Origin of the sequence: Microtetraspora niveoalba, from assembly GCF_001570405.1 — a bacterium.
Lineage (GTDB): Bacteria > Actinomycetota > Actinomycetes > Streptosporangiales > Streptosporangiaceae > Microtetraspora > Microtetraspora niveoalba.
Genome location: NZ_BBYM01000034.1, coordinates 61,748 through 85,644, shown reverse-complemented (window position 1 = coordinate 85,644; position 23,897 = coordinate 61,748). Strand labels below are relative to the sequence as shown.

Sequence of the window (23,897 nt, the reverse complement as noted above, 5' to 3'; positions counted from 1 at the left end):
GATCCTCCCTCTCCTAGTAGGCGAAGACGCGGTCCACCGCGTCGAGCACGCGGTCGAGGTCGGGCAGGTAGTGGTCCTCGAGACGGGACGGCGGGTAGGGCGTGGAGAACCCGCCGACGCGCAGCACCGGGGCCTCCAGGTTGTAGAAGCACTGCTCGGTGATCCGTGCCGCGAGCTCGGCGCCGAACCCGCTGAACACCGGCGCCTCGTGGACGACCACGCACCGGCCGGTACGGCGCACCGACTCGGTGATGACGTCGAGGTCGAGCGGGTTGAGCGAGCGCAGGTCGATCACCTCGGCGTCGCGCCCCTCCTCCTCGGCGGCGGTCGCGGCGGCGAGGCAGGTCTTCACCATCGGGCCGTACGCGAGCAGCGTCACGTCCGTGCCCTGACGCGCGGTCCTGGCCCGGTCGAGGGGCAGGCCGGCGGCGGCGAGGTCCACCTCGGCCTTGTCCCAGTAACGGCGCTTGGGCTCGAAGAAGATGATCGGGTCGTCGCAGCGGACCGCGTCCTGGATCATCGTGTACGCGTCGGCCGGGTTGGAGCAGGCGACCACCCGCAGGCCGGCGGTGTGCGTGAAGTACGCCTCGGGCGACTCGGAGTGGTGCTCCACCGCGCCGATGCCGCCGCCGCAGGGGATGCGCACGACGACGGGCAGCTTGACCGCGCCGAGCGAGCGGAGCGGCATCTTGGCGAGCTGGGTGATGATCTGGTCGGCGGCGGGGAACACGAACCCGTCGAACTGGATCTCGCACACCGGCCGGTAGCCGCGCAGCGCCAGCCCGATGGCGGTGCCGATGATGCCGGACTCGGCGAGCGGGGTGTCGATCACGCGGTCTTCGCCGAAGTCCTTCTGCAGGCCGTCGGTCACCCGGAAGACGCCGCCGAGCTTGCCGACGTCCTCTCCCATCACGAGGACCTTGGAGTCCTCCTCCATCGCGCGGCGCAGGCCCTCGTTGACCGCCTTGGCCAGGGTCAGTGTCGTCATCGCTCGGCCCCCGTCTCAGCCCCGCCCTCGAATCCCGCCAGGTACGCGAGGTACTGCTCGCGCTCCTCGTCCACCAGCGCGTGCGGCCCGCCGTACACGTGGTCGAACATCGCCTCCGGCTTGGGGTCGGGCAGTTCGAGACAACGCCTGCGCACGTCCTTGCCGAGCGCGTCGGCCTCGGCGTCGACCTTGTCGAAGAACTCCTGGTCGGCGAGCTGGTTCTTGAACAGGTACGCCTTGACCCGCTCGATCGGGTCCTTCAGCTTCCACGCCTCCAGCTCGTTGGCGACGCGGTAGCGGGTGGGGTCGTCGGAGGTGGTGTGCGCCCCCATGCGGTACGTGAACGCCTCGATCAGGGTCGGCCCCTGGCCGCTGCGCGCGTCGGCGAGGGCCTTGCGGGTCACCGCGAGGCAGGCGAACACGTCGTTGCCGTCCACCCGGATGCCGGGGAACCCGAAGCCGGAGGCGCGCTTGTAGAGGGGGATGCGCGTCTGCTTCTCCAGCGGCTCGGAGATCGCCCACTGGTTGTTCTGGCAGAAGAACACGACCGGGGCGTTGAACACCGACGCCCAGATGAACGACTCGTTCACGTCGCCCTGGGACGTGGCGCCGTCGCCGAAGTAGACGATCGTGGCGGCCTCGGCGCCGTCGCGCTGCACGCCCATGGCGTAGCCGACCGCGTGCAGCGTCTGGGAGCCGATGACGATCGTGTACAGGTGGAAGTTGTGCTCGTACGGGTCCCAGCCGCCGTGGTTGACGCCGCGGAACATGCCGAGCAGCTTCACCGGGTCGACGTCGCGGCACCAGGCCACGCCGTGCTCACGATAGGTGGGGAACGCCATGTCGGCGTCGGTCAGCGCCCGGCCGGAGCCGATCTGCGCGGCCTCCTGCCCGAGCAGTGAGGCCCAGAGTCCGAGCTCGCCCTGCCTCTGGAGGGCGACGGCCTCCAGGTCGACGCGCCGCACCAGGACGAGGTCCCGGTAGAGCGAGCGCACCTCCTCGGCGGTCAGCTCGATGTCGTAGTCGGGGTGCTCGACTCGCTCGCCTTCCGGCGTGAGCAGTTGGATGAGCTCCGGGGGTGCGTCGGCACCGCGAGGGGCTTCGGCTGTCACGTGCCACTCCTGTGCGATCTAGGGCCGCGCGCGTGTGGGGTCACCACCCGAGTACGGCCGGGTCCTCACGCGGTCGGCGTCCATGGTGTGAATACCGGCCGCGTATGCGGACATCGTGGCAGAGGCCACTCCCCGCCGCGCAAGCCCCTTCTCGACGCCCACCCTTCCACGTTCCCCGAACCCCTTGGGCGAACCATGGTCATCAGGTGGGCGCGAGAGGAGCTCTGTCTCAGCCGGCGCGGTACACCACCCGGCCGTCGATCATAGTCAGCCACGCGTCCACCCCGGCCAGTCCGTCCGCGTCGAGGGTGTCGACGTCGTGGTCGAGGACGACCACGTCAGCCAGCTTCCCGGGGGTCAGCGAGCCGATCCTGTCCTCCATCCGGACCGCGTACGCGGCGTCGATGGTGTGCGCGCGCAGCGCCTCGTCCAGGGTCACCGCCTGCTCCGCGCCGATCGGCCCGCCCTCGCGGGTGCGCCGCCGTACGGCGTTGGCGACGGTCTCCATCGGGCGCAGCGAGGAGACGAAGGCGTCGCTGGACAACACCGGGCGCAGCCCGGCGTCGATCTCCTCGCGCATCGGCTGGAGGCGGTGGCCCCGCTTCTCGCCGAGCCGGCGGACGAAGTCCGTGCCGCTGTCGAAGAGGAAGTTGGGCTGGTTGACGGGGATCACGCCGAGAGCGGCGAAGTCGCGTACCTGCGCCTCGGTGGGGTGGCCGCAGTGCTCGATGCGGGGCCGCGAGTCGTCGCCCGTGACCGCGACGGCCGCCCTGATCGCGTCCAGGGCGTACGACATCGCGAGGTCGCCCTGGGTGTGGATGCCGACCTGCCAGCCCGCCTGGGCGGCCCGCCGTACGAGCGCGGTGAGCTCCTCGGGCGAGTGGTAGGTGGAGCCGGTGAACTGGCCGTGCTCGCCGTACGGCTCGCTGAAGAGGGCGGTGCCGCCGAGCAGCGTGCCGTCGGCGTAGAACTTCATCGCGCCGAGGCGCAGCCAGTCGTCGCCGAACGGCCCGGCCAGCCCGATCTCGGTCAGGTCGTCGAGCATGTGCGAGAGCGGCATGCAGATCGTGCGCACGGGCAGCGTGCCCGCCGCCCGCGCGGCCCGGTAGATCTTCAGCTCGCGCCGGGACACCTGGGGGTCGCACACGGTGGTCACACCGGCGGACAGGTACGCCTCGCCGGCCGAGGTGAGCCAGGAGAGGAGCTGCTCGGCCGGCAGGTCCGTGTGGAAGTTGGGGCCGTGGCAGCCGATGTCGACCGCGAGCGGCAGCAGCAGCTCCATGGCGGAGTCGAGCACCATGCCGGTGAGCCGCCCGCCCTCGTCGCGGAGGAAGGCGCCGCCCGCCGGGTCGGCGACGTCGGCGGTGATGCCGCGCCAGGCCAGCGCGGCGGAGTTCACGACGGCCTGGTGCCCCGACACGTGGTAGATGATCACCGGGTGCTCGGTGGTGGCCTCGTCGATCTGGCGCATCGTCGGGCGGCTCTCGGGGTACTTGGCGTCGTCCATGCCGAACGCCCTGATCCACTGGCCCGCCGGGGTGATCGCGGCCTCGGCGGCGATGGCCGCCACCAGGTCGGCGACACTGCCGACGCGGGGGTAGCGGGCGTCCACCGAGACCAGCGACTCGGCGGTGGAGAGCAGGTGGTTGTGCGGGTCGATGAAGCCGGGCAGGACGGTGCGTCCGGCCGCGTCGATCACCTCCGCGCCCGGCCCGGCGGCCGCGAGCACCTCCTCGGCCCGCCCCGCGGCGAGCACCCGCCCGTCGCGTACGGCGAGCGCCTCGGCGACCGGCCGCGCCGGGTCCATGGTGCGGACCTTGGCATTGGTGACGACGATCGACGACAACTCTCCTCCTCTGGATCGTGAATGACTGATCGTGGTTGGCCGGGGAACGCGTGCGCCGCGTTCCTCGGGGTGGGTTCCGAACCGTGGTTCCCGGGTGACGGGATCCCGGACGGATCCCGGATCGCTCAGGCCGGGCTCTCAGGCCGGGTTCTAAAGCCGCCCTCAGGCCGGGCTCTCAGGCGGTGGCGGACGCCCGCCCGGGCGCGGCGGCGCCGACCGGCACGTCGCGGTGACGCGGGGCGAACGACAGGCAGACCACGCTGAGCGCGCACATGCCGATGAGCAGGCCGATGGCCGGGGCCGGGCCGCCGCCGCCCGCCTTGACCAGCGCGGTCGCGACGAGCGGGGAGAGCCCGCCGAAGATCGCCCCCGCCACCTGGTACGCCAGGGACATCGCGGTGTACCGGACGCGCGGGGCGTACATCTCGGCGAGCAGCGTCGCCATCGGGCCGTACGTGGCGGACATGGCGAGCCGCATGACGCCCATCAGCAGGAAGATCAGCACGGCGCTGTGCGAGCCCATCACCATGAACTGGGGCACGGCGAGCGCGGCGACGGCGACCAGGCCGATGATGACCACCCGGCGGCCGCCGAACCGGTCGCCGAGCCAGGCCACGCCGAGGGTGGCGACCAGCTCGACGAAGGCCGCGAAGCTGAGGCCGTTGAGCACGAGCTGCTCGGACACGCCCACGTCGGGGCCGGTCGCGTACGCCAGCAGGAACGTCGTGGCGATGTAGTACCCGCCGACGGCGACGGGCAGGGCGCCGATGCCGAGCAGCACGGGCCGCCACGAGGTGCGCAGCGTCTCCTTGATCGGCAGCTCCGCCGGGGTCTCGGCCTGGACCTGCTGGAAGACCGGGGACTCCTCGACCTTGAGCCGGATGAACAGGCCGACGAGGACGAGCACGGCGGAGGCGAGGAACGGCACCCGCCACGCCCAGGCGCGCAGCGCCTCGTCGCCGAGCATCGTCATGAGGCTGAACGCGCCGGTGGCGAGCAGGGCTCCGGCCGAGTTCCCGAGCTGGGCGAAACCGCCGTAGAAGGTCTTCTTGTCCTCGGGCGCGTGCTCGACGGCCATCAGCGCCGCGCCGCCCCACTCGCCGCCGACCGCGAGCCCCTGCACGAAGCGGAGCACCACGAGGATGACGGGGGCGAAGACGCCGATGCTGGCGTAGGTGGGCAGCAGGCCGACGACGAAGGTCGCGGCGCCCATCATCAGGAGCGTGACGACCAGCGCGGACTTGCGTCCCACGCGGTCGCCGAAGTGGCCGAAGACGATGCCGCCGAGGGGGCGGGCGAAGAAGCCGACCGCGTACGTCGCGAACGAGGCCATCACACCGACGAGCGGGTCGGTGGAGGCCGGGAAGAACAGGTCGCCGAACAGCAGGGCGGCGGCCGTCGCGTAGACGTAGAAGTCGTACCACTCGATGGTGGTGCCGACGAACGCCGCGAAGGCCGCCCTGCGGGGGGCGCTTGCCGGCGAGGGGGCGCGTCCGTCCATGTGGTCCTCCGGTGAGCTGGGAATTCTGCGACCTTAGGTCCCCTCGAACAGGGATTAACCTGGGCAAATCGCCCGTCGTGGGTGTTATCAGAGTGCAAACCGCACAGGGGGTCCCATGCCGCTGACCGTCGCCGACGTGCTCGCCATGCCCGGCCTGGAGATCCGGTTGCTGACCGGCCAGGACGGCGTCGGCAACCGCGTCCGCTGGGCGCACGTCACCGAGCTGCCGGACCCCGTGCCGTGGCTGCGCGGCGGGGAGCTGGTGATGACCGTGGGTCTCGGGCTGCCGCCGACGCCCGAGGGGCGGCGCGGCTACGTGCGGCGGCTCGCGGGGGCCGGATGCGCCGCCCTGGCCTTCGCCCTGGACGAGCGGATCACCGCCGTGCCTCCGGAGGTCCTGGAGGCCGCGGCCGAGCTGCGGCTGCCCGTACTTGAGATCATCGGCGTCACCCCGTTCATCGCCGTGGCCGAGGCCGTCGCCCAGTGGCACGCGGACGAGCGCGTGCGGGGCGAACGGCGTGCGGTGGCCGCGCAGGAGGCGATGGCGCGGTCGGCGCTGCGGGCCGGTCCCCTGGGCATCCTGCGGGCGCTGGCAGAGCATACGGGCGGCGAGACACTGCTCCTGGACCCTCGTGGACGGCCTCGAAGCGCCTGCCCCGCCTCCCCGTCCCCGAGCGGCACGGCCACCACAGATGTCACGGGCGCCGTGGACGTTTCCGCGACCTCCCCGGCCGCCGGCCGCCTCCCCGGCTCGCCGGTCACGAACGGGCGGCACTGGCACGCCGAGGCCGTCGCCGCGGTACGCGACTCCGCCGGGACCCCGCGCCGGGCGATCTCCATCGACCGGGGCGAGCGGGTGCTCCTGGTGCAGAGCCTCGGGTTCTCCGGGCCGCCCCGCGGCTGGCTCGCGCTCTGGTGCGCGGGCCCCGTCGAGTGGCACGTACGCGTGCTGGCCAACCAGGCCGCCTGCCTGCTCGCCCTCGACCTGATCGGCGCCCACCGGACCCGCACCCGGGCGCACGCGCAGCGGGCGGCGCTGCTCGCCGGCGTGCTGGACGCCGACGAGGCGGCGATGCCGTACGCCGCCGACCGGCTGGCCGAGGTCTGCCCGGTGGCCCCGCCTCCCTACGAGGTCGTGGTCGCGCGCCCCCGCGACCGCGCGGGCGACGGACCGGCGGGAGGTGTCCGGGCGGGACGGCCGGGCGGTGACCACGCGGATCTGGCCGGGGCGGCGATCGACGCGCTGGCCGACGTGCTCGGCGACCCCGCCGCCGAGGAGCTCACCTTCGTCTGCGCCCGCCCGGAGGGGCTCGTCCTCGTGGTGCCCGAGACGACCCCGCGCCTCGGCCTGGCCCTCACGGAGCGGCTGACGGCCCTCACCGGGCGGGAGATCGCGGCAGGAGGCTGCCGCGCCGCGGATCTGCGCGAGATCGCCCCCGCCGTACGGCACGCGGCCGCCGTCGCGGGGCGGGCGCAGGGGGGATACGGGCACGTGGACGAGTTGGAGCCGTGGGCGCTGCTGCGCGACGCGATCGACCCGGACGGGGCCGGACGCTTCGCGGAGATCGTCCTGCGCCCGCTGCGCGACCACGACGCGCAGCACGACACCGCGCTGCTGGCCACGGTGCGCACGTTCCTCGACTGCGCGCAGAACCTCGAATCGGCGGCGCGCCGGCTGCGGGTCCACCGCAACACGCTGAGGATGCGGCTGCGCACGGCCGAGCGGGTCTCGGGCAGGTCGCTGAGCGACCCCCGGCACCGACTGGAGCTGTGGCTCGCGCTCTCCCTGGAGGAGATGGTCCCGCCGGGGCGCCGGGGATGAGACCGCGCGCCTGCGGATACGCTTGACCGCGACACCGGACACCAGCCCAGGAGGACATCAGTGGCGCGCGTCATCGTCGACGTCATGCTCAAGCCGGAGATTCTCGACCCCCAGGGCCAGGCGATCGCCCGCGCGCTGCCCCGGCTGGGCTTCTCCGGCGTCAGCGACGTACGGCAGGGCAAGCGGTTCGAGGTGGAGATCGAGGGCGAGGCCGACGAGGCCGCTCTCGCCGAGGTCCGGAAGATGGCCGAAACCCTTTTGGCCAACACGGTGATCGAGGATTTCACCGTTCGTGTGGAGCGGTAAAACAGCACATTTCACACATCAAAAAGCCGACAAAGCACCTAAGACGTAACATTGGCGCGACCACTGAATAACAGGCGCGTCATTTTGCGGTTAGCCCGGATTCCTCGGGGAAGCCTTTCACGGTGACCTTCAACACCGGGAGGGGTCCGGTGGACATCGAGTTCTCGCTGGCTTTACCACGGGATGCGATCGGCATTCCCCTGGTCCGCCGGGTGCTCGGCGACGCGTTGCGGTCGCTGGGCGTGACAGAGAGCTGCGTCTCCGACATTCTTCTGGCGACGTCGGAGGCGTGTGCGAACGCCGTACGGCACGGCGGCCCCGCCGATCGCTACCGGGTGACGGCCGCCATCGGCTCGGGCCGCTGCGAGGTCCGGGTCATCGACCGCGGTCACGGGCTGAACGCGATCCCCCGCCAGTACCCTCCCGGAGACGCCGAGCACGGCCGAGGCATCCTGATCATGCAGTCGGTCGTGGACGAGATCTCCTTCGACATCACGCCGGGCCGCGGCACCACCGTCCGGCTCGCCAAGGACCTGGCCTGGGACGAGGACGCCGTCGCCCGCTTCCTCACCCTGGACCGCCAGCTCGCCGCCGTCTGACCCGGCGGCCCCCTCCCCCGCCCCCGCCGTCGTCCGCCCGACGCCCCGCCGCCCACCCGCCCGCGGCCGGCCGGTACGGAGATCGCCCCCTCAGATTGGGCGGTTTTGGCTTCACCCGATAACCTGAGGCGTACCGCCACAGACCGCCGCCCGTGAATGAGGCGGTGGCGTGCGCGCGCCCATGCCTTGGAGGGGAACCGTGGGGGACCTGTCATGAACGCTGCCCGAGTGGGCGTCGTCACCTTTCCCGGAACACTCGACGACCAGGACGCGGCCCGTGCCGTACGGCTCGCGGGAGCCGAGGCGGTGCCGCTCTGGCACGCCGACCACGACCTCAAGGGGGTGGACGCGGTCTTCCTCCCCGGCGGGTTCTCCTACGGCGACTACCTTCGCTGCGGGGCGATCTCCCGGTTCTCGCCGCTGATGGACGAGCTGATCCCGGCCGCCCGCGCGGGCCTGCCGGTCCTCGGCACCTGCAACGGCTTCCAGATCCTCTGCGAGGCGCACCTGCTGCCCGGGGCGCTCACCCGCAACGAGGGCCTGCACTACATCTGCCGCGACCAGGGCATCCGCGTGGAGAACGCGGACACCGCCTGGACCGGCGACTTCGAGGCCGGCCAGGAGATCGTGCTGCCGGTCAAGCACGGCGAGGGCCGCTACGTCGCGGACGCGGAGACCGTCGCCGCCCTCGAACGCGACGGCCGTGTGGTGTTCCGCTACGTCGGCGGCAACCCCAACGGCTCGATGAACGACATCGCGGGCATCACCAACGAGGCCGGGAACGTCGTCGGCCTCATGCCCCACCCCGAGCACGCCGTCGAGGACCTCACCGGCGCGCCCAGCGTGGACGGCCGGGGCTTCTTCACCTCCATCCTCAAGAAGCTGGTGAACGTTTGACTCCCTCCCCACGGCTGAAGCCCGGGGTCTCCACGCTGGAGGTATTCGATGACTGACTCTGTGAAGCGGGCCGCCGAGACGCCCGAAGAGCCGATGCCGTACGCCGAGCTGGGCATGAAGGACGACGAGTACCGGCGCGTGTGCGAGATCCTCGGCCGCCGGCCGACCGGCTCCGAGCTGGCGATCTACTCGGTGATGTGGAGCGAGCACTGCTCGTACAAGTCGTCCAAGGTGCACCTGCGCCAGTTCGGCACCAAGGCGCCCAAGTCGGACGCCCTGCTGGTCGGCATGGGCGAGAACGCCGGCGTCGTGGACATCGGCGACGGCTGGGCCGCCACCTTCAAGATCGAGTCGCACAACCACCCGTCGTACGTCGAGCCGCACCAGGGTGCGGCCACCGGCGTCGGCGGCATCGTCCGCGACATCATGTCGATGGGCGCCCGGCCGATCGCCGTGATGGACTCGCTGCGCTTCGGCGGCGCCGACCAGCAGGACACCCGGCGGGTGCTGCCGGGCGTGGTCGAGGGCATCAGCCACTACGGCAACTGCCTGGGCCTGCCGAACATCGGCGGCGAGGTGGTCTTCGACCCCTGCTACATCGGCAACCCCCTCGTGAACGCGCTGTGTGTGGGCCTGCTGCGCAAGGACCAGATCAAGCTCGCCACCGCTCCCGGCCCGGGGAACAAGGTCGTGCTGTTCGGCGCGCGTACCGGCGCCGACGGCATCGGCGGCGCGTCCGTGCTGGCGTCCGCGACCTTCGAGGACGAGTCGCAGGCCAAGCGGCCCGCCGTCCAGGTCGGCGACCCGTTCATGGAGAAGCTGCTCATCGAGTGCTGCCTTGAGCTCTACCAGGCCGACGTGGTCGTGGGCATCCAGGACCTCGGCGCGGCCGGCGTCTCGTGCGCGACGACCGAGCTGGCCGCCAAGGGCACCGGCGGCATGACCGTGGACCTCAACCTCGTACCGCTGCGCGACCCGACGCTGCGGCCCGAGGAGATCCTCATGAGCGAGTCGCAGGAACGCATGATGGCCGTCGTCACGCCCGAGGACATCCCGGCGTTCATGGCCATCTGCGAGAAGTGGGACGTGCCCGCGACCGTCATCGGCGAGGTCACCGACACCGGCAGGCTCGTCATGACGTGGGACGGCGAGACGATCGTCGACATCCCGCCGGGCACCGCCGCCGACGAGGGCCCGGTCTACGAGCGCCCGTTCCACGAGCCGGCCGGGCAGGCCGCGCTCAACGCCGACGGCCCGGAGCGCCTGCCGCGCCCCGACGACCTGCGCGACACGCTGCTGCGGCTGCTCGGCTCGCCCAACCTCGGTTCCAAGGAGTGGGTGACCTCCCAGTACGACCGGTACGTCCGGGGCAACACCGTCCTGGCCCAGCCCGCCGACTCCGGCATGCTGCGGGTCTCCGAGGTCATGCCGGGCGCGGAGGAGACCACCCGGGGCATCGCGCTGGCGACGGACGGCAACGGCCGGTACGCCCGGCTCGACCCGTACGCGGGGGCACAGCTCGCGCTCGCCGAGGCGTACCGGAACGTGGCCGTGACCGGCGCGGCTCCGCTGGCGGTGACCAACTGCCTCAACTTCGGCTCGCCGGAGGACCCCGAGGTGATGTGGCAGTTCGCGGAGGCCGTGCGCGGCCTCGCGGACGCGTGCAAGACGCTCGGCGTGCCGGTGACCGGCGGCAACGTGTCGTTCTACAACCAGACCGGGTCCACCGCGATCAACCCGACTCCCGTGGTGGGCGTCCTCGGCGTGATCGACGACGTCGCGCGGCGGGTCAGGTCCGGGTTCGCCGCCGAGGGCCTGCGCGTGGTGCTGCTCGGCGACACCCGCGACGAGTTCGGCGGGTCGGAGTGGGCGCACGTCACGCACGGCCACCTCGGCGGACTGCCGCCGGCCGTCGATCTCGAGGCGGAGCGCGCCCTCGCGTCCGTGCTCGTCGAGGCGGCCCGGGACGGCCTGCTGGAGGGGTCGCACGACCTGTCCGACGGGGGCCTCGCCATCGCCCTCGCGGAGGCGTGCCTGGCCCAGGGGGTCGGCGCGACCGTGTCGCTGCCCGGCGACGACGCGTTCGTCGACCTGTTCAGCGAGTCGGCGTCCCGCGCCCTGGTCTGCGTACGGCCGGAGGCCTTCGAGGCGCTGGCCGAGCTGTGCGGCCGGCACGAGGTCCCCTGCTACGGCCTCGGCTCCACCGGCGGCACGTCGCTGGCCGTCGAGGGTGCATTCGAGATCCCGGTCGCGGAGCTGCGCGAGGCGCACGCCGCGCCGCTCCCCGCGATCTTCGGCTGACCGGTTCGACGCATGTGATTCGACGCATGTGATTCGACGCGGTGTCATTCGCCGGGGCCCGGCCGGCCCCGGCGAAGCCCGTACTCCCCCGCGAAGCGCCGCAGCATGGCGGCGATCGCGATCAGCCACGCCGCGAACGCGATCCACACCTGGACGGCGCCGATGCCGACGAGGGCGGGGACCGCGATGACCTCGCCGAGGTTGTGGCAGGCCGCCGCGTACATGCCGAGCGGGAAGACCATGCTCCACCACCCCGGGTCGTAGCGCAGCGGGACCCGGCGCCGCACGTGCCGCCACCACCCGATGAAGACGAGCGCGGGATAGAGCCACGTGCCGAAGGCCCAGAAGATCAGCGACACGTGCGGCGTGAACAGGTGCGTCGCGAGCGCGGCGGGCGCCGATGTCATGGTCGCGATCTGCGCCCCGGCGAGCGTGCTGATCGCGGTGGCGCCCATCGCCACCCAGTACGGCGGGGTGAGATCGCCCGGCCGGATCGCGTAGAGCATCAACCGCAGCGCGACGCAGATCGCGACCAGCGCGTAGAGGCAGACGGAGACGGCCCAGAAGACGATGGCGAGCAGCGCGACCGCGTCCCGCCCGGCGCCGGCCGTCCGCTCCAGCGTCGCCGCCAGCACGGCCACGGACTGGCCGCCGACCACCCACACGAACCAGCTCCCCTCCGCGCCGCCGAGGGACTCCCTGCCGTCATGGCTCAGCGCCGCCGCCCAGGGCACCGCGTAGCCGAGGACGATCCAGCTCAGCCCGCCCACGGCGAGGAGCGCCGTCGCCGTGCCGACGTGGCCGTCCAGGGCGAGCCGGGTGCCGAGCACGTCCGTCCCCGCGGTGAACGTGAAGAACCCGAACCCCCGGTGCGGGTCGTGCAGGTCCCGCAGCAGCCTCCGGGGATACGCGGCGATCCGCGCCAGGGTGAGGGCCAGGAGGACGGCGTAGGCCGCGGCCGCCACCCACATCAGCGCCGCCGAGAGCGCGGTCGCGTGCGCGGTGCGCAGATCGACCGAGATGATGCCGGTGGCCATGACCAGGGCGAAATAGGCGGGATGCAGATCGCGTACGGCGCCGCGCAACGTCTCCGCCGACCGCGTCAGAGGCGTCACACGCCCTCCCCGTCCTCGCCGCCGCCGCTCCCGCTCGGGCCGTCCCGGGAGGGGATGCCCGGCGCCGGTCCGTCCCGCGACGGCGCTCCCCGCTCGGGCCGGCTGGGGAGGGGATACCCCGCGCCGGAGGGTGCCGCCTCCGGTGACGCCCGAACGCGTACCGGCCGCCGCCGCGAACATTCCCCGCCCTTGAAGCTGCCGGGCCGCGCACAGCGGAACGCCCTCCCGGAGGGGTGTCCGGGAGGGCGTTCTCAGGCGTGCCGTACGGCTGTCGTACGGCTGTCGTACGGCTACAGCCCCACGACGTGGCAGGTGGCGGTCATCGACTTGGTGGGGTCGCTCTCGGAGGTGGCCGTCAGCTTCACCGTGGCGAGCCGGCTGCCGCCGTCCGAACGCTGGGCGTGGACGGTGACGGACTCGTGCCCGCCGAACTCGACGGCCGCGAGCTCGTTCGGTGTGACGGCCGTCCAGCCCGTGCCCTGGACCTCCGCCTTCAGCCGGTAGAGGTCACTGCCGAGGTAGGCGCTGACGTCCTCGGGGTGCTGTCCCCGGGCCGGGGCCGCCTTGCCGGTGTTGAACAGCGGGAACCGGCAGGTGGACACCCCCTTCTGGGCGGTGGGGACACCCGCGCCCGGCAGGAGCCGGACACCGCGCTTCTGCGGGCCGGCGCCGTCCAGCGAGCGGACCGCGACCGTGTACGACAGGGTCCCCTTGCCGTCCCGGCGCACGTCGACGACGTAGAAGTGCAGCCGGTTGGCCTGGTCGACGTACTCGTACTGGCTGCCGGAGTCGGTGCCCGCGTGGAAGAGCGCGTCGGAGAGCTGGCGGTAGTCGCCGATCGTGATCGGAACCTTCGTGCCGTCCGGCAGCACGTAGTCGGTCATCCCGATGTCCTGCGGGTTGGCGTCGATCACCCACTCGAACGGGGACCGGTCCTGGTCCTTGGTCTTGGCCAGGAGCACGCCCGAGTCGGGGGTGAAGGAGTCGGTGCCCATCCGGTCGACGACTTCGATCGTGTAGTTGTCGTATCCGCCGCCGTCGCAGAGCGGATCGGTCCGGGTGTCGCACGAGCCGTTGGACTTGTCACCGGTGTCGAAGGCGACGTTGACGCCCGCCAGGCCGTTCTTGCCCGGCTGCACGGCACGGGCGGTGACGTCGGCGACGACGAGGCCGGAGTCGCGGAGCGCCTCCCGCGACAGGCGCAGCACGTTCTGCTCGTCCACCATCTGCAGCTTGATCTTGTTGCGCAGCATGTGCTGGGCGCCCATGGACGCGCCTGCGGTGGGCGGGATCAGCCAGCGGCTGTGCGGGCCGCCCGGCCCGTTGAAGCTGCCGCGGCTGAGCATCTCCCAGATGCCGGTGTAGGCCCGCCGCATCGGCGTGCCGTACGGGTTGTTGTAGTTGTCGGCGATGCCCATGATGTGGCTCAGCTCGTGGGCGTAGACGCCCATGCCGGAGCTCTCGGTCTGGACGGAGTCGATGCCGAAGCGCGCGTTGGGCCAGAACGTGGAGCCCGAGGCCCAGGACGTCCAGTCCACGTAGCGGGTCTTGGACCAGTTCGGCAGGTTCGCATCCGGCGGCCCGAAGTCGTCGGTGACGTCCTCCTTGGTGGGGAACTTCATCATGCCGAACTCCTGCCAGGTGGACGACTCGTCCTGGCCGGCGCTGACGTAGAAGACGAAGTCGAACCCGTCGGCCACCTCCTGGCCGACGTCCGCGAGCCAGGCGGCGTTGCCGTCGGTGCGGAGGTTCTTGTCGCAGGCGTCGCCCGCCGGGCAGGCGTCGCGCTGGTACTCCATGGCGTACTCGTGCGACTTGCCCGGCATGGTGTAAGGGCCGAAGCCGGTCAGCTCGACGCCGTAGCGGCCGCCGGAGTCCTCCATCCAGTACTCGTGGATGGTGTGGCCCTTGTTGAGCTGGTTCGGGGTGTTCAGGAAGTCCTGGTAGAACTTGGCCACCTGGTCACGCGGGATGTCGTGCCCCTCGGCGCTGGGGTTGCCGAAGACGGTGGACCCCTTCGGGCGGGTGACGACGAACGGCTGGTTCGGGTAGTCGAGCAGCACCAGCGCCCCCTTGAAGGTGCGCACCGTTCCCTTCTTGCCGGGGTCGGACCAGTCGGCGCCGGGGATCTTCTTGTAGTCCGCCCACGTCATGTGGTCGGGGTTCGTCCAGTTCTGCGGGTCGATCGGCGCGACCACCCGCGAGGGGCGGCCACCGCGCATGGTCTGCGACTCGTCGGGCTGGTCCCGCTGCCAGGGCTGGGTCTGGGGCCAGTGATCACGCCGCCACGGGTGCTCGGGATCTTGGGAAGGATCTGCGGACGCGGGCGTCGCCGCCAGTGCCGCCGGGACCACCACAATGGCCGCGAACAGGCACTGGAGCAGCTTTCTGGGGGCTTTCACGATCCAAGACGCTATATATCGCCTTGACGCAGATCATCGGTCACATGTAGGGAAGACCGACGGACGCCCATCCGACAGATGTTGGAACGCCCAGTTGGAGGCAGGGTGGCGGATCTACAGCGCATCGTGGACGATCTGGCCGCGCGCCTCGACCGGCCGCTGCTGCTCGAAGACGGTCGGCAACGCGTGATCGCGTACAGCGAGCAGGACGGACCGATGGACGACGTCCGCCGTGACTCGATCCTGCGCCGCCACACCACGCCGGAGGTGCGCGCCTTCCTGCGGGCGGCCGGCATCCACGAGGCCGCCGGGCCCCTGCGCACCCCCGGGGCCGCCGGCCTCGGGCTGCTGCCGCGGGTCTGCGTCCCGGTGCCGCACGACGGCCGGCCGCTCGGCTTCCTCTGGTTCCTCGACGTCGACCCCGCCATGACGGACGCCGAGATCGCCGTCGCGGCGGCGGCCGCGCCCGAGCTGGCCCTCATCCTCTTCCACGAGAGCCTGGCCTCCGGCCTGGCCTCGCGCCGGGAGCTCGAAGCCACCATGGGGCTGCTGCGCGGGGAGGCCGAGGCCGCCAGGACGCTCATCGAGGCGGGCGCCTTCCCCCGCGCCGCCCCCGTCACGGTGGCGGTCGCCCGGCCCCTCGCCGCCGAGGCCGACGAGGCGCTGCGGCTGACGCTTGAGCGCGGCCTGCTCGCCGTACGGCGTCGCCTGGCCGGGCACCACCCGCTCCACCAGGTGCGCTTCGACCACGCCGTGCTGCTCACCGCGGGCACGGCCGCCTTCCCCGAGGAGATGCGGGCGGCGCTGGGGACACCGGTCCTGATCGGGATCGGGGCGCCCCGCCCCACGCTCGCGCGGGCCGTCGAGTCGTACGAGGAGGCCCTGCACGCGGCCGAGGTCGCGGCCAAGGTGCCGGAGCTCGGGCACTCGGCGGAGTGGAGCCGGCTCGGCGTGTACCGGATGCTCACCCGGGTCCCCCACGACAACCTCCATCCGGGGCTGGAGAGGCTGCTGGACGACGCCCAGCACCGGCCGCTGCTGGAGACGCTGGAGACCTACCTCGACCTGGCCGGCAACGCGCAGGCCACGTCACGGCGCCTGCGCCTGCACCGCACGTCCCTCTACTACCGCCTGCAGCGGGTCGAGGAGCTGGCCGGGACCGACCTCAGGGACGGTGTGGAACGGCTCAGCCTGCACCTCAGCCTCAAACTGGCCCGCCTGTCCGGCCGCTACCCCTCGCCCCTGGCCGACCCCGGCAGGGCCCTGTGACGGTCCGGCCGGGCGTTCCCTGACGCGGGACACGATGTCCGGCCCTCCCGCGAAACCCCCGTGAGAGCGAAGGCCCTTCCGGCGCCGATGTCCGGAAGGGCCTCCTCTCCTGCCTGCTGTGACGGCGGGCCGTCGGCGGGGGCGACCCGCGGGTCCCCGTCCGCCGCCGACTCGCTCAGAAGCGTGCTCGGGCTAGACGCAGATGGCGTACGCGATGCCCGAGGCGTTCTTGCCGGAGACCTTCCAGCCGGTCGGCGTGCCGCCGTTGGTCGCCGGGTAGGGGGCGCTCTCGTAGATCTGCGCCGAGCTGCTGCCGTCCGTCATCGTGAAGCCGCCGCCGGTGGCCGTCTTGCCGTTGCCGCAGGACACGATGACGGGCCGGGAGCTGCCGTGCCCGAAGTCGAAGGACTGCGTCACGACCTTGGGCGTGACCGATCCGCCCGTGCCGGGGTCACCCTTGGGCCCCTGAGGACCGGCGGGGCCGGTGTCCCCCTTCTGGCCCGGGAGACCGCGATCGCCCTTCTCGCCCTTCTCGCCCGGGAGACCGCGGTCGCCCTTCTCACCCTTGTCGCCCTTGGCGCCGGCGGGGCCCGTGTCGCCCTTCTCGCCCTTGGCGCCGGGGGCGCCGTCCTTGCCGTTGGTGCCGTTGGCGCCGTCCTGGCCCTTCGGGCCCTGCGGACCGGTGGCGCCGGTGTCACCCTTCGGGCCCTGGGGACCCTGCGGGCCGCGCTCGCCCTGGAGACCGCGGGGACCCTGCGGGCCGGTGGGTCCGGTGCCGCCGACGCCGACGGGGCCCGGGGTCCCGGCCTGGTTCCAGTACACCTTGTACTCGGTCGGCTTGCACGTGGTCGTCGCGTTGACGATGCGCACGTAGCCCGACTTCTTGTTCACGCAGCCGTAGATGACCTTGGCGGCGGAGGAGGCGGAGGAGGCGGTGGCCATGCCGCCCACCGCGAACAGGGATCCGGCGAGCACACCGACCGACAGAACACCGATCGTGCGTCCACCCGGCAACTTGATAGCCACGGAGGCATCCCTTCTGAAAGCAAGAGTGAGTGCTCAGAACTCTTGTGATGCTGAAGGGACGGTTCGACCGTTCCAATGGATTACTCACCAAACATCACAATCGCATCTCAAGTATCAGAACTCGAGTCCCGGCACATGGGATCGCCACGTCATCACACGTAGGACGTACACGAGAATCACGAGCATGGTGAGCGTCCCGCTGGAGCCCGGTATGCCGGAGTACGCCCCCGCCCTGCGGTACGCCTGGCGCGTCTGCTCCGTCGCCTCGCTCGGGATGCTGCTCATCGGCATGAGCGCCAGCACGCTGAACGTGGCCCTCCCCGCGGTCGTGCGGCACTTCGACGCGAGCCCGCTGGCGTCGAACTGGGTCCTGCTGGCGTACATGCTGGTCAACACGGCGACCCTGGTGTTCTTCGGCCGGGTGTCCGACCTGATGGGCCGGCGCGAGATCTACCTGGTCGGGTTCGCCCTGTTCACGGCCGCTTCACTCCTGTCCGGGCTCGCTCCCGGCGTGGGCGCGCTGATCGCGCTGCGCGCCGTGCAGGGCCTGGGCGCGGCGATGATCATCGCCAACGGGACCGTCATCATGACGGACGCCTTCCCCCCGGACCGGCTGAGCCAGGGCATGGGCCTCTACTTCGGCGTCCTTTCGGTCGCCCAGCTCGCGGGGCCGACACTCGGCGGGCTCATCGCCGACCTCCTCGGCTGGCGGTGGATCTTCTGGATCAACGTGCCCGCCGGGCTGTTCGCGCTGGTCTGGGGGATGTCCACGCTGCGCAGGCTGCCCGCGACCGGCCCCCGCCAGTCCCTGGACGCCGGGGGCAACCTGATCGTGTTCGCCGCGCTGTCGGCGACGCTGTTCGCGGTCAGCGAGGGCAGCCTCGTCGCCGGGCTGATCGCCCTGGCGCTCGTACCGGTGCTCGTGCTCGTCGAGCGCCGGGCGGCCAACCCGGTGCTGGACTTCCGCATGCTCGCGGAACGGGTGCTCCTGATGGCCAACCTCGCGACGCTCTGCAACGCGGTGGCCCGGGCCTCGCTGATCCTGCTCGCCGGGCTGTACTTCCAGGCCGCGCAGGGGGCGGACGCGCTGACCGCCGGCCTCGGCGTGCTGCCCATGGCGGCCGGGATGGCCCTCGGATCGCCGGTGTCGGGCGCGCTCGGCCGCCGGGTCGGCTCCTACGCCCTGGCCCTCGGCGGGAGCCTGCTCACCGGCGCCGGGTTGCTGATCCTGTTGCTCGGCGCCGGCCCGGCGACGCCGTACTGGATCCTCGCGCTCGGGCTGTTCGTGACCGGCTGCGGCAGCGGGACGTTCCTGACCGGCAACACCACGCAGGTCATGAGCGGCCTGTCGCCGGAGAACCTGGGCGTCGTCAACGGCTTCCGCCTGATGGCGATGAACATCGGGGTCGCGGTCAGCATCGCCCTCACGCTGGGCGTGCTGACCAGCGCGGTCACCCCGCAGCTTCGCGACCAGGTGTACGCCGGGACGCTCTCCCAGCTGAGCCCGGTCGCGCTGGACCAGCTCATGACGGGCTTCTGGCGGACCTACGCCGTGCTGTTCGGGCTGGCGGTGCTCGCCGCGGTGTTCTCCGCGCTGGCCCGCGCGCCACGGGCCTCGCGGCGTCATCGCCGGGCGGCCAGCGTCTCGACGCCGCCGAGCAGCAGGTCCAGGCCGAGCGCGTAGTAGCCCTCGACGTCGACCTCCCCGAGTGTCTGGGCGTACTCGATTATGCACGGGTACTGGTCGGCGGGCAGGGACTCCAGGGCCAGCCGCTTCTGCCGCCGCCACTCGTCCGCCTCCTCCGGAGGCACGGTGGGCGGCACGCACGGCTCCTGATCGACGAGCGTCATCGCGCCGTGCAGCAGGTACGTCGAGATCAGATAGCCCTCCTGGAGGGAGAACCCCGCCTGGCGGAGCAGGCCGAGCGCCGTCTCCGTCGCCCGGGAGAAGCTTTCCACCTCGCCCTTCCCGATCATGGCGAACAGGGCGGGCAGGAACCGGTGCCGCCGCATCAGCCGGATCAGTGCCTCGACCATCGCGCGCACGCGCACGTTCCACGGAGCGCCGCGGTCGAACTCCGGCGTGACCTCCTTGAGCAGGTGGTCGGCCAGGCAGTTCAGAAGCTGTTCCTTGTTCTTGACGTGCCAGTACAGCGCCATCGGCGTGACGCCGAGCTCCTGCGCCAGACGCCGGACGGTGACCGCTTCCAGTCCCTCGGCGTCGGCGAGCAGGACCGCACGCTCGACGAGCGTCTCCCTGGTCAGCTTCTCGGAACCCACTTGACAACTATACGACGTACAAGTTCTCCTATGCAGCGTACATGTACGTTGTACAAGTACCTCGTATAGGAAGAGTGGACATGCAGCGGAAATGGTGGGCTCTGGTCGCGATCGCCCTCGCGACGTTCATGAGCTATCTGGACAACAACGTGGTCAACGTGGCGCTCCCGACCATCCAGCGGGACCTCGGGCTGACGATCTCGGGCCTGGAATGGATCGTCAGCGCGTACATCCTGGTGTTCGCCGGGCTGCTCCTGGTCGGCGGGCGGCTCGCCGACGTCTTCGGCGCCAGGGCTGTCTTCTTCGCCGGTCTCGCCGTCTTCACCGCGGCCTCGGTGGCGGCCGGACTGGCGGGCGGCCAGGAGGCGCTGATCGCGGCCCGCGCGCTCCAGGGGGTGGGGGCGGCCCTGCTCACCCCGACCGCGCTCGCCCTGCTTTCGGCGATCTTTCCCGACCCGCGCGAGCGTGCCGCCGCCGTGGGCGTCTGGAGCGCCGTGGGCGCCCTCGCGCTGGCCGTCGGCCCGCTCACCGGCGGGCTGCTCAGCGAGAACGCCCACTGGGGCTGGATCTTCCTGATCAACCTGCCGATCGGCGCCGTTACCGCGGTCCTCGGGTTCCTGACGATCCGGGTGCCGAAGGCGGAACGCCGCCCGGGCGGGCTCGACCTGCCCGGCCTCACGTTCTCGGCGGTCGCGCTGTTCGCCCTGACCTACGCGCTCATCGAGGGCGAGTCGCGTGGCTGGGGTTCGGCGCCGATCCTGGTCGCGTTCGGCGTCGCGGCGGCCGGAGCGGTCGCCTTCGCGGTCACCGAGCTGCGCGCCTCCCGGCCCATGATCGACCTCTCGCTCTTCCGCGAGCGGGTGTTCAGCGGCGGGCTGCTGTCACAGGGCCTGTGGTCGTTCGGCGTGTTCGGCATCTACTTCTTCACCGCCATCTACCTGCAGAACGCCCTCGGATTCAGCCCCACGGAGGCGGGCGCGGGCTTCGTGCCGATGGCCCTGCTCACGGCGGCCGTCGCCATCATCTCCCCCCGGATCGCCGGCAGGTTCGGCAACGCCCCCACCGTCGCCGCCGGGCTCGGCCTGATGGCCGTCGCCATCGCCGGACTGTCCGCCGCGGGCGAGGGAAGCCGCTATCTCGACCTGCTGCCCTGGTTCCTCCTGTACGGCGCGGGCGCCGGGCTGCTCGTGCCGCTGACCAACGTCATCCTCGGTGTCATGCCCGCCGACCGGATCGGCGTCGCGTCCGGAGTCCTGAACGTCTCCCGCGAGGTGTTCGGGCTGCTCGGCATCACGATCCTCGGAGCGATCATGAGCAACCGGCAGAGCGCGCTGAGCGGTCCGCCCATGCACACGTTCCTCGAGTCGTACCGGTTCACGCTGCTCGTCGCCGCGGCGATCGTCCTGGCCGGGGTCCCGGTAAGCCTGTACGCGCTCCGGGCCCGCCGCCGCGCGGCGCCCGCGCCGGTCGAGGCTCCCGTCGCCGAGCCCGTCGCCGAGCCCGTCGCCTGATCTTCCGGCACGCCGCGGCGTACCGGTCGCACGGCCGGCGGGAACCCGTACGGCCGGCGCCGCGCCGCGCCGGCCGTACGGGAAACCTCCGTCAGGAGCCGATCTTCCTGCCCTGCCGGTGCCAGCTCACCACCACCGACGGGCGGGGCTGGGCGCCGTCGGGCCACCGGCTGGCCGGGTTGTCCGGGGTCGCGCCGTCGATCTCCCCCGGATGTTGCACGGCGACGAACACGCTGCGCTGGTCGGGGCTGATCAGCGGACCGCACGTCTCCGCGCCGCGGGGCACCGTGAGGAACTGGCGGACGTGGCCGCGCTCGGGACCGCGCAGCGGCATCGCGAACAGGCCGTCGTTGGCGGCCAGCGCGTTCCCGTCCGTCGAGATCCAGAGGTTGCCCTCCGCGTCGAAGGTGATGTTGTCCGGGCACGAGATCGGCGAGACCTTCGTCTTGTCGAAGCCCGCGAAGTACGTGGACGGGTCGTTCGGGTCGCCGCAGACCAGCGGGATCGACCAGGCGAACGTGGTGCGGCCCGCGTCGTTCCCCGACTCGAGGATCTCGACGATGTGCCCGTGCTTGTTGCCGATCCGCGGGTTGGCCTCGTCCACGTTGGCCGCAGCGCGGTTGCTGTTGTTGGTCAGCACGACGTAGACGGCCCCGCTCACCGGGCTGCGCTCCACGTCCTCCGGACGGTCCATCTTGGTCGCCCCGGCCTTGTCCGCCGCGGCCCGCGTGTAGACGAGCACCTCCTCGGCCGTCATGCCCGGAACGTGCGAGCGCGTGCCGGTCACGAGCGGGATCCAGGTGCCGGAGCCGTCGAACGCGCCGTCGGACGGCAGCTTCCCCGAGCCGTCGATCTCGGCCGCCGGGCTGTCACCGGTGAACTTCGCGACGTAGAGCGTCCCCTCGTCGAGCAGCGTCCGGTTGTGCCGGTCGAATCCGTGGATGTACCGCTTGGAGGAGACGAACTTGTAGAGGTACTCGAACCGGCCGTCGTCGCCCATGTAGACCACCAGCCGACCGTCCTTCGCCAGCGTCGTGGTCGCGGCCTCGTGCGCGAAGCGCCCCAGCGCCGTCCGCTTCACCGGGGTCGAGGACGGGTCGAACGGGTCGATCTCCACCACCCAGCCGAACCGGTTGATCTCCTGCGGGTGCTTCGCCAGGTCGAAGCGCTCCTCGACCCGGTCGAACCTGCGGCTGCCGGAGGGGATCGCCGCCGTCGTGCTCACGCCGTAGCGCGCGAGGTACGGCTTCTGCGCCTCCGGCACGCCGTTCCCGCCGACGAAGTACTGGTTCCAGTTCTCCTCGCAGGTGAGGACGGTGCCCCACGGCGTCGTCCCGCCCGAGCAGTTGTTCAGCATGCCGTACACGGTGCGACCGGACGGGTCGGCGGCGGTCTTCAGCAGGGCGCCGCCTGCCGCCGGGCCGCTGATCGCGAACTTCGTCTGGGCGGTGACGCGCCGGTTGTAGCGGCGCCGGCCCTGGGTGACCAGCTCCCACCGTCCCGAGGCGCCGTTCTTGCGGATCTCGACGACCGAGCCGCCGTGCGCCGCCAGAGCGATCTTGATCTGCTCGGCGGAAGCGGCGCCGCCGTCGGTGTACCCGCGGAACATCAACGCCTCGTTGGTGTACTCGTGGTTCACCCACAGCAGACCTCGGTTCGGCCCCAACGGGAAGAACGTCACATAGTCGCAGTTGTAGCCGAACTGCCGGGCCTGCGCCTCGGCCGTCTGGTTCTCGAAGTCGAACGCGGGAGCGTCCGGGGTGACCGGATCCCCCCACCGCACCACCACGGCGGACTCGTAACCGTCGGCCACGACGAGGGCGTCCTGCGTGTTCGGCGCGACCGGGGCGAACGCGAGTCCCGCCCCGCCCGGCTTCCCGTGCTTCCCGCCGGACAGCGCGGAGGCGCCGGGCTCGGCGGCCGCCGGTACGGCTCCCGCCACGCCGGCCGCACCCGCCGTGACGACCAGGGCGCCGATCGCCCCCGCACGCAAAGCACCGCGCCGCGACACGGCCGCGGCGGCGAGATCACCGAAATAGTCGTTGCCGGTCGTGTTCGGCATGTCGTGGTCGCAGGCATTTCCACAACGGAAACGACAGGTCATCGCGCTGCGGCCACCCTTGTGCGGGGTTTCGAGCAACGGAAGGACCCGGCGCGGCGACGGATTCGCCACAGCTCCTCCATGGGGGTTCTAGCGGTGAGCGAGCACTCGGGACGGCTCTCCGTCGGACGGTACGGCCGGCGCTCGAACCGCAGGTGAATCCCGGCCGCCCAGCCGATGAACCCTGCCCACTCCCGCGGAAGCCGACCCGGCACAGGGCGGAGGACTGCCCGTGACGCGCGGCCGACCGTGATCCCGGGTCCACGCGGGTACGAGGCGGCGCTCGCGGGAGACGAGCGGGAGAGGAACGGCGGCGGGCGCGGGGGAGAATGGGCGGATGCCGCCACGCAGACTCGACCCGGCGAAGGTCCGTACCGCCCTCGACGCCCAGCTCTCCGCCCTCGGGGAAACGTCGTTCACCGGGCCCGACGCGGCGGTGCCGGCCGCCTGCGTCGCGGCGGTGCTCCGCGCGTACGACGACGGCCGTGACCCCCTCCGGGACGCGGCTCGCTTCGCCGTACGGCACCTGCTCGACGAGCTGGCCGCACGCGCGCCCGGCCGGACGGTGGAAGTGCGGGTGCCCCCATACGCGGCGGTGCAGTGCGTGGAGGGGCCGCGCCACACGCGCGGCACCCCTCCGAACGTCATCGAGACGGACCCGCGCACCTGGCTGGAACTGGCGGCCGGGCGGCTCTCCTGGGAGGCCGCACTGGCGGCGGGCCGGGTCGCCGCCAGCGGGTCACGCGCCGACCTGTCGCCCTACCTCCCGGTCCGCTGACCCGGCACCCGGACGACCATCGCCCTCGTCGGCGCCGGGGCCG

The 23,897-nt window shown here is 71.9% G+C and carries 18 protein-coding genes; 9 read left to right on the top strand and 9 right to left on the bottom strand.

What is annotated here, in order from left to right:
• Positions 1–13 precede the first annotated feature (13 nt).
• The 4 genes from AWQ70_RS29480 to AWQ70_RS29465 all read right to left on the bottom strand — a co-directional run bounded on the left by AWQ70_RS29480 (position 14) and on the right by AWQ70_RS29465 (position 5,447).
• Entirely contained in the window at positions 14–988 is a 975-nt protein-coding gene (locus AWQ70_RS29480; protein WP_067183105.1) for an alpha-ketoacid dehydrogenase subunit beta, read from the bottom strand.
• The gene (gene pdhA / locus AWQ70_RS29475) at positions 985–2,100 is read right to left on the bottom strand and encodes a pyruvate dehydrogenase (acetyl-transferring) E1 component subunit alpha (protein ID WP_067183103.1); all 1,116 of its coding nucleotides are present in this window, start codon (positions 2,098–2,100) and stop codon (positions 985–987) included. Before pdhA ends, AWQ70_RS29480 begins: the two co-directional genes overlap by 4 nt.
• Before the next feature lie 229 nt (positions 2,101–2,329).
• A complete protein-coding gene (locus tag AWQ70_RS29470; protein ID WP_067183100.1) occupies positions 2,330–3,946 on the bottom strand; it encodes an amidohydrolase in 1,617 nt (538 codons plus the stop codon).
• 175 nt (positions 3,947–4,121) lie between these two features.
• The gene (locus AWQ70_RS29465) at positions 4,122–5,447 is read right to left on the bottom strand and encodes an MFS transporter (RefSeq protein ID WP_067183097.1); all 1,326 of its coding nucleotides are present in this window, start codon (positions 5,445–5,447) and stop codon (positions 4,122–4,124) included.
• Between the two features lie 115 nt (positions 5,448–5,562).
• On the opposite strand from AWQ70_RS29465, the gene AWQ70_RS29460 reads away from it, so the two are divergent.
• From AWQ70_RS29460 to purL, 5 genes are all read left to right on the top strand, one after another.
• Complete coding sequence (locus tag AWQ70_RS29460; protein WP_067183095.1) at positions 5,563–7,269, top strand: PucR family transcriptional regulator; 1,707 nt, start codon at positions 5,563–5,565, stop codon at positions 7,267–7,269.
• Between the two features lie 60 nt (positions 7,270–7,329).
• Positions 7,330–7,575, top strand: a complete 246-nt coding sequence (purS, locus tag AWQ70_RS29455; RefSeq protein ID WP_067183092.1) for a phosphoribosylformylglycinamidine synthase subunit PurS — start codon at positions 7,330–7,332, stop codon at positions 7,573–7,575.
• 122 nt (positions 7,576–7,697) lie between these two features.
• Complete coding sequence (locus AWQ70_RS29450; protein WP_245647203.1) at positions 7,698–8,174, top strand: ATP-binding protein; 477 nt, start codon at positions 7,698–7,700, stop codon at positions 8,172–8,174.
• Positions 8,175–8,387: 213 nt separating this feature from the next.
• On the top strand, positions 8,388–9,071 hold the full coding sequence (purQ, locus tag AWQ70_RS29445; RefSeq protein WP_067183091.1) for a phosphoribosylformylglycinamidine synthase subunit PurQ: 684 nt from the start codon (positions 8,388–8,390) through the stop codon (positions 9,069–9,071).
• A 48-nt stretch (positions 9,072–9,119) separates the two neighbouring features.
• Entirely contained in the window at positions 9,120–11,372 is a 2,253-nt protein-coding gene (purL, locus tag AWQ70_RS29440) for a phosphoribosylformylglycinamidine synthase subunit PurL (protein WP_067183088.1), read from the top strand.
• A 44-nt stretch (positions 11,373–11,416) separates the two neighbouring features.
• Here purL and AWQ70_RS29435 read toward each other — a convergent pair whose 3' ends face one another.
• Together AWQ70_RS29435 and AWQ70_RS29430 are read right to left on the bottom strand one after the other, a co-directional pair.
• Positions 11,417–12,487 carry a tellurite resistance/C4-dicarboxylate transporter family protein gene (locus AWQ70_RS29435; protein ID WP_218004709.1) on the bottom strand — a complete coding sequence of 357 codons (1,071 nt, stop codon included), beginning with the start codon at positions 12,485–12,487 and terminating at the stop codon, positions 11,417–11,419.
• Positions 12,488–12,777: 290 nt separating this feature from the next.
• Positions 12,778–14,889: a M6 family metalloprotease domain-containing protein gene (locus tag AWQ70_RS29430; protein ID WP_245647202.1), complete on the bottom strand. Its 2,112-nt coding sequence runs from the start codon at positions 14,887–14,889 to the stop codon at positions 12,778–12,780.
• A gap of 105 nt (positions 14,890–14,994) precedes the next feature.
• On the opposite strand from AWQ70_RS29430, the gene AWQ70_RS29425 reads away from it, so the two are divergent.
• The gene (locus AWQ70_RS29425) at positions 14,995–16,158 is read left to right on the top strand and encodes a PucR family transcriptional regulator (RefSeq protein WP_067183082.1); all 1,164 of its coding nucleotides are present in this window, start codon (positions 14,995–14,997) and stop codon (positions 16,156–16,158) included.
• 192 nt (positions 16,159–16,350) lie between these two features.
• On the opposite strand, the gene AWQ70_RS29420 is transcribed toward AWQ70_RS29425, so the two are convergent.
• Entirely contained in the window at positions 16,351–17,184 is an 834-nt protein-coding gene (locus AWQ70_RS29420; protein ID WP_157530577.1) for a collagen-like domain-containing protein, read from the bottom strand.
• A gap of 184 nt (positions 17,185–17,368) precedes the next feature.
• Between AWQ70_RS29420 and AWQ70_RS29415 the strand changes: the two genes are divergently transcribed.
• Complete coding sequence (locus tag AWQ70_RS29415; RefSeq protein WP_067183077.1) at positions 17,369–18,868, top strand: MFS transporter; 1,500 nt, start codon at positions 17,369–17,371, stop codon at positions 18,866–18,868.
• Here the strand turns inward: AWQ70_RS29415 and AWQ70_RS29410 are convergent.
• Complete coding sequence (locus AWQ70_RS29410) at positions 18,808–19,464, bottom strand: TetR/AcrR family transcriptional regulator (RefSeq protein ID WP_157530575.1); 657 nt, start codon at positions 19,462–19,464, stop codon at positions 18,808–18,810. The genes AWQ70_RS29415 and AWQ70_RS29410 overlap by 61 nt on opposite strands.
• Before the next feature lie 80 nt (positions 19,465–19,544).
• On the opposite strand from AWQ70_RS29410, the gene AWQ70_RS29405 reads away from it, so the two are divergent.
• Complete coding sequence (locus tag AWQ70_RS29405) at positions 19,545–20,975, top strand: MFS transporter (protein WP_067183170.1); 1,431 nt, start codon at positions 19,545–19,547, stop codon at positions 20,973–20,975.
• A 91-nt stretch (positions 20,976–21,066) separates the two neighbouring features.
• Here AWQ70_RS29405 and AWQ70_RS29400 read toward each other — a convergent pair whose 3' ends face one another.
• Positions 21,067–23,079, bottom strand: coding sequence for a PhoX family protein (locus tag AWQ70_RS29400; protein ID WP_067183070.1), 2,013 nt, complete (start codon positions 23,077–23,079; stop codon positions 21,067–21,069).
• Positions 23,080–23,413: 334 nt separating this feature from the next.
• Here AWQ70_RS29400 and AWQ70_RS29395 point away from each other — a divergent pair, with 334 nt between their 5' ends.
• The gene (locus tag AWQ70_RS29395; protein WP_067183068.1) at positions 23,414–23,854 is read left to right on the top strand and encodes a sterol carrier family protein; all 441 of its coding nucleotides are present in this window, start codon (positions 23,414–23,416) and stop codon (positions 23,852–23,854) included.
• Positions 23,855–23,897 lie beyond the last annotated feature (43 nt).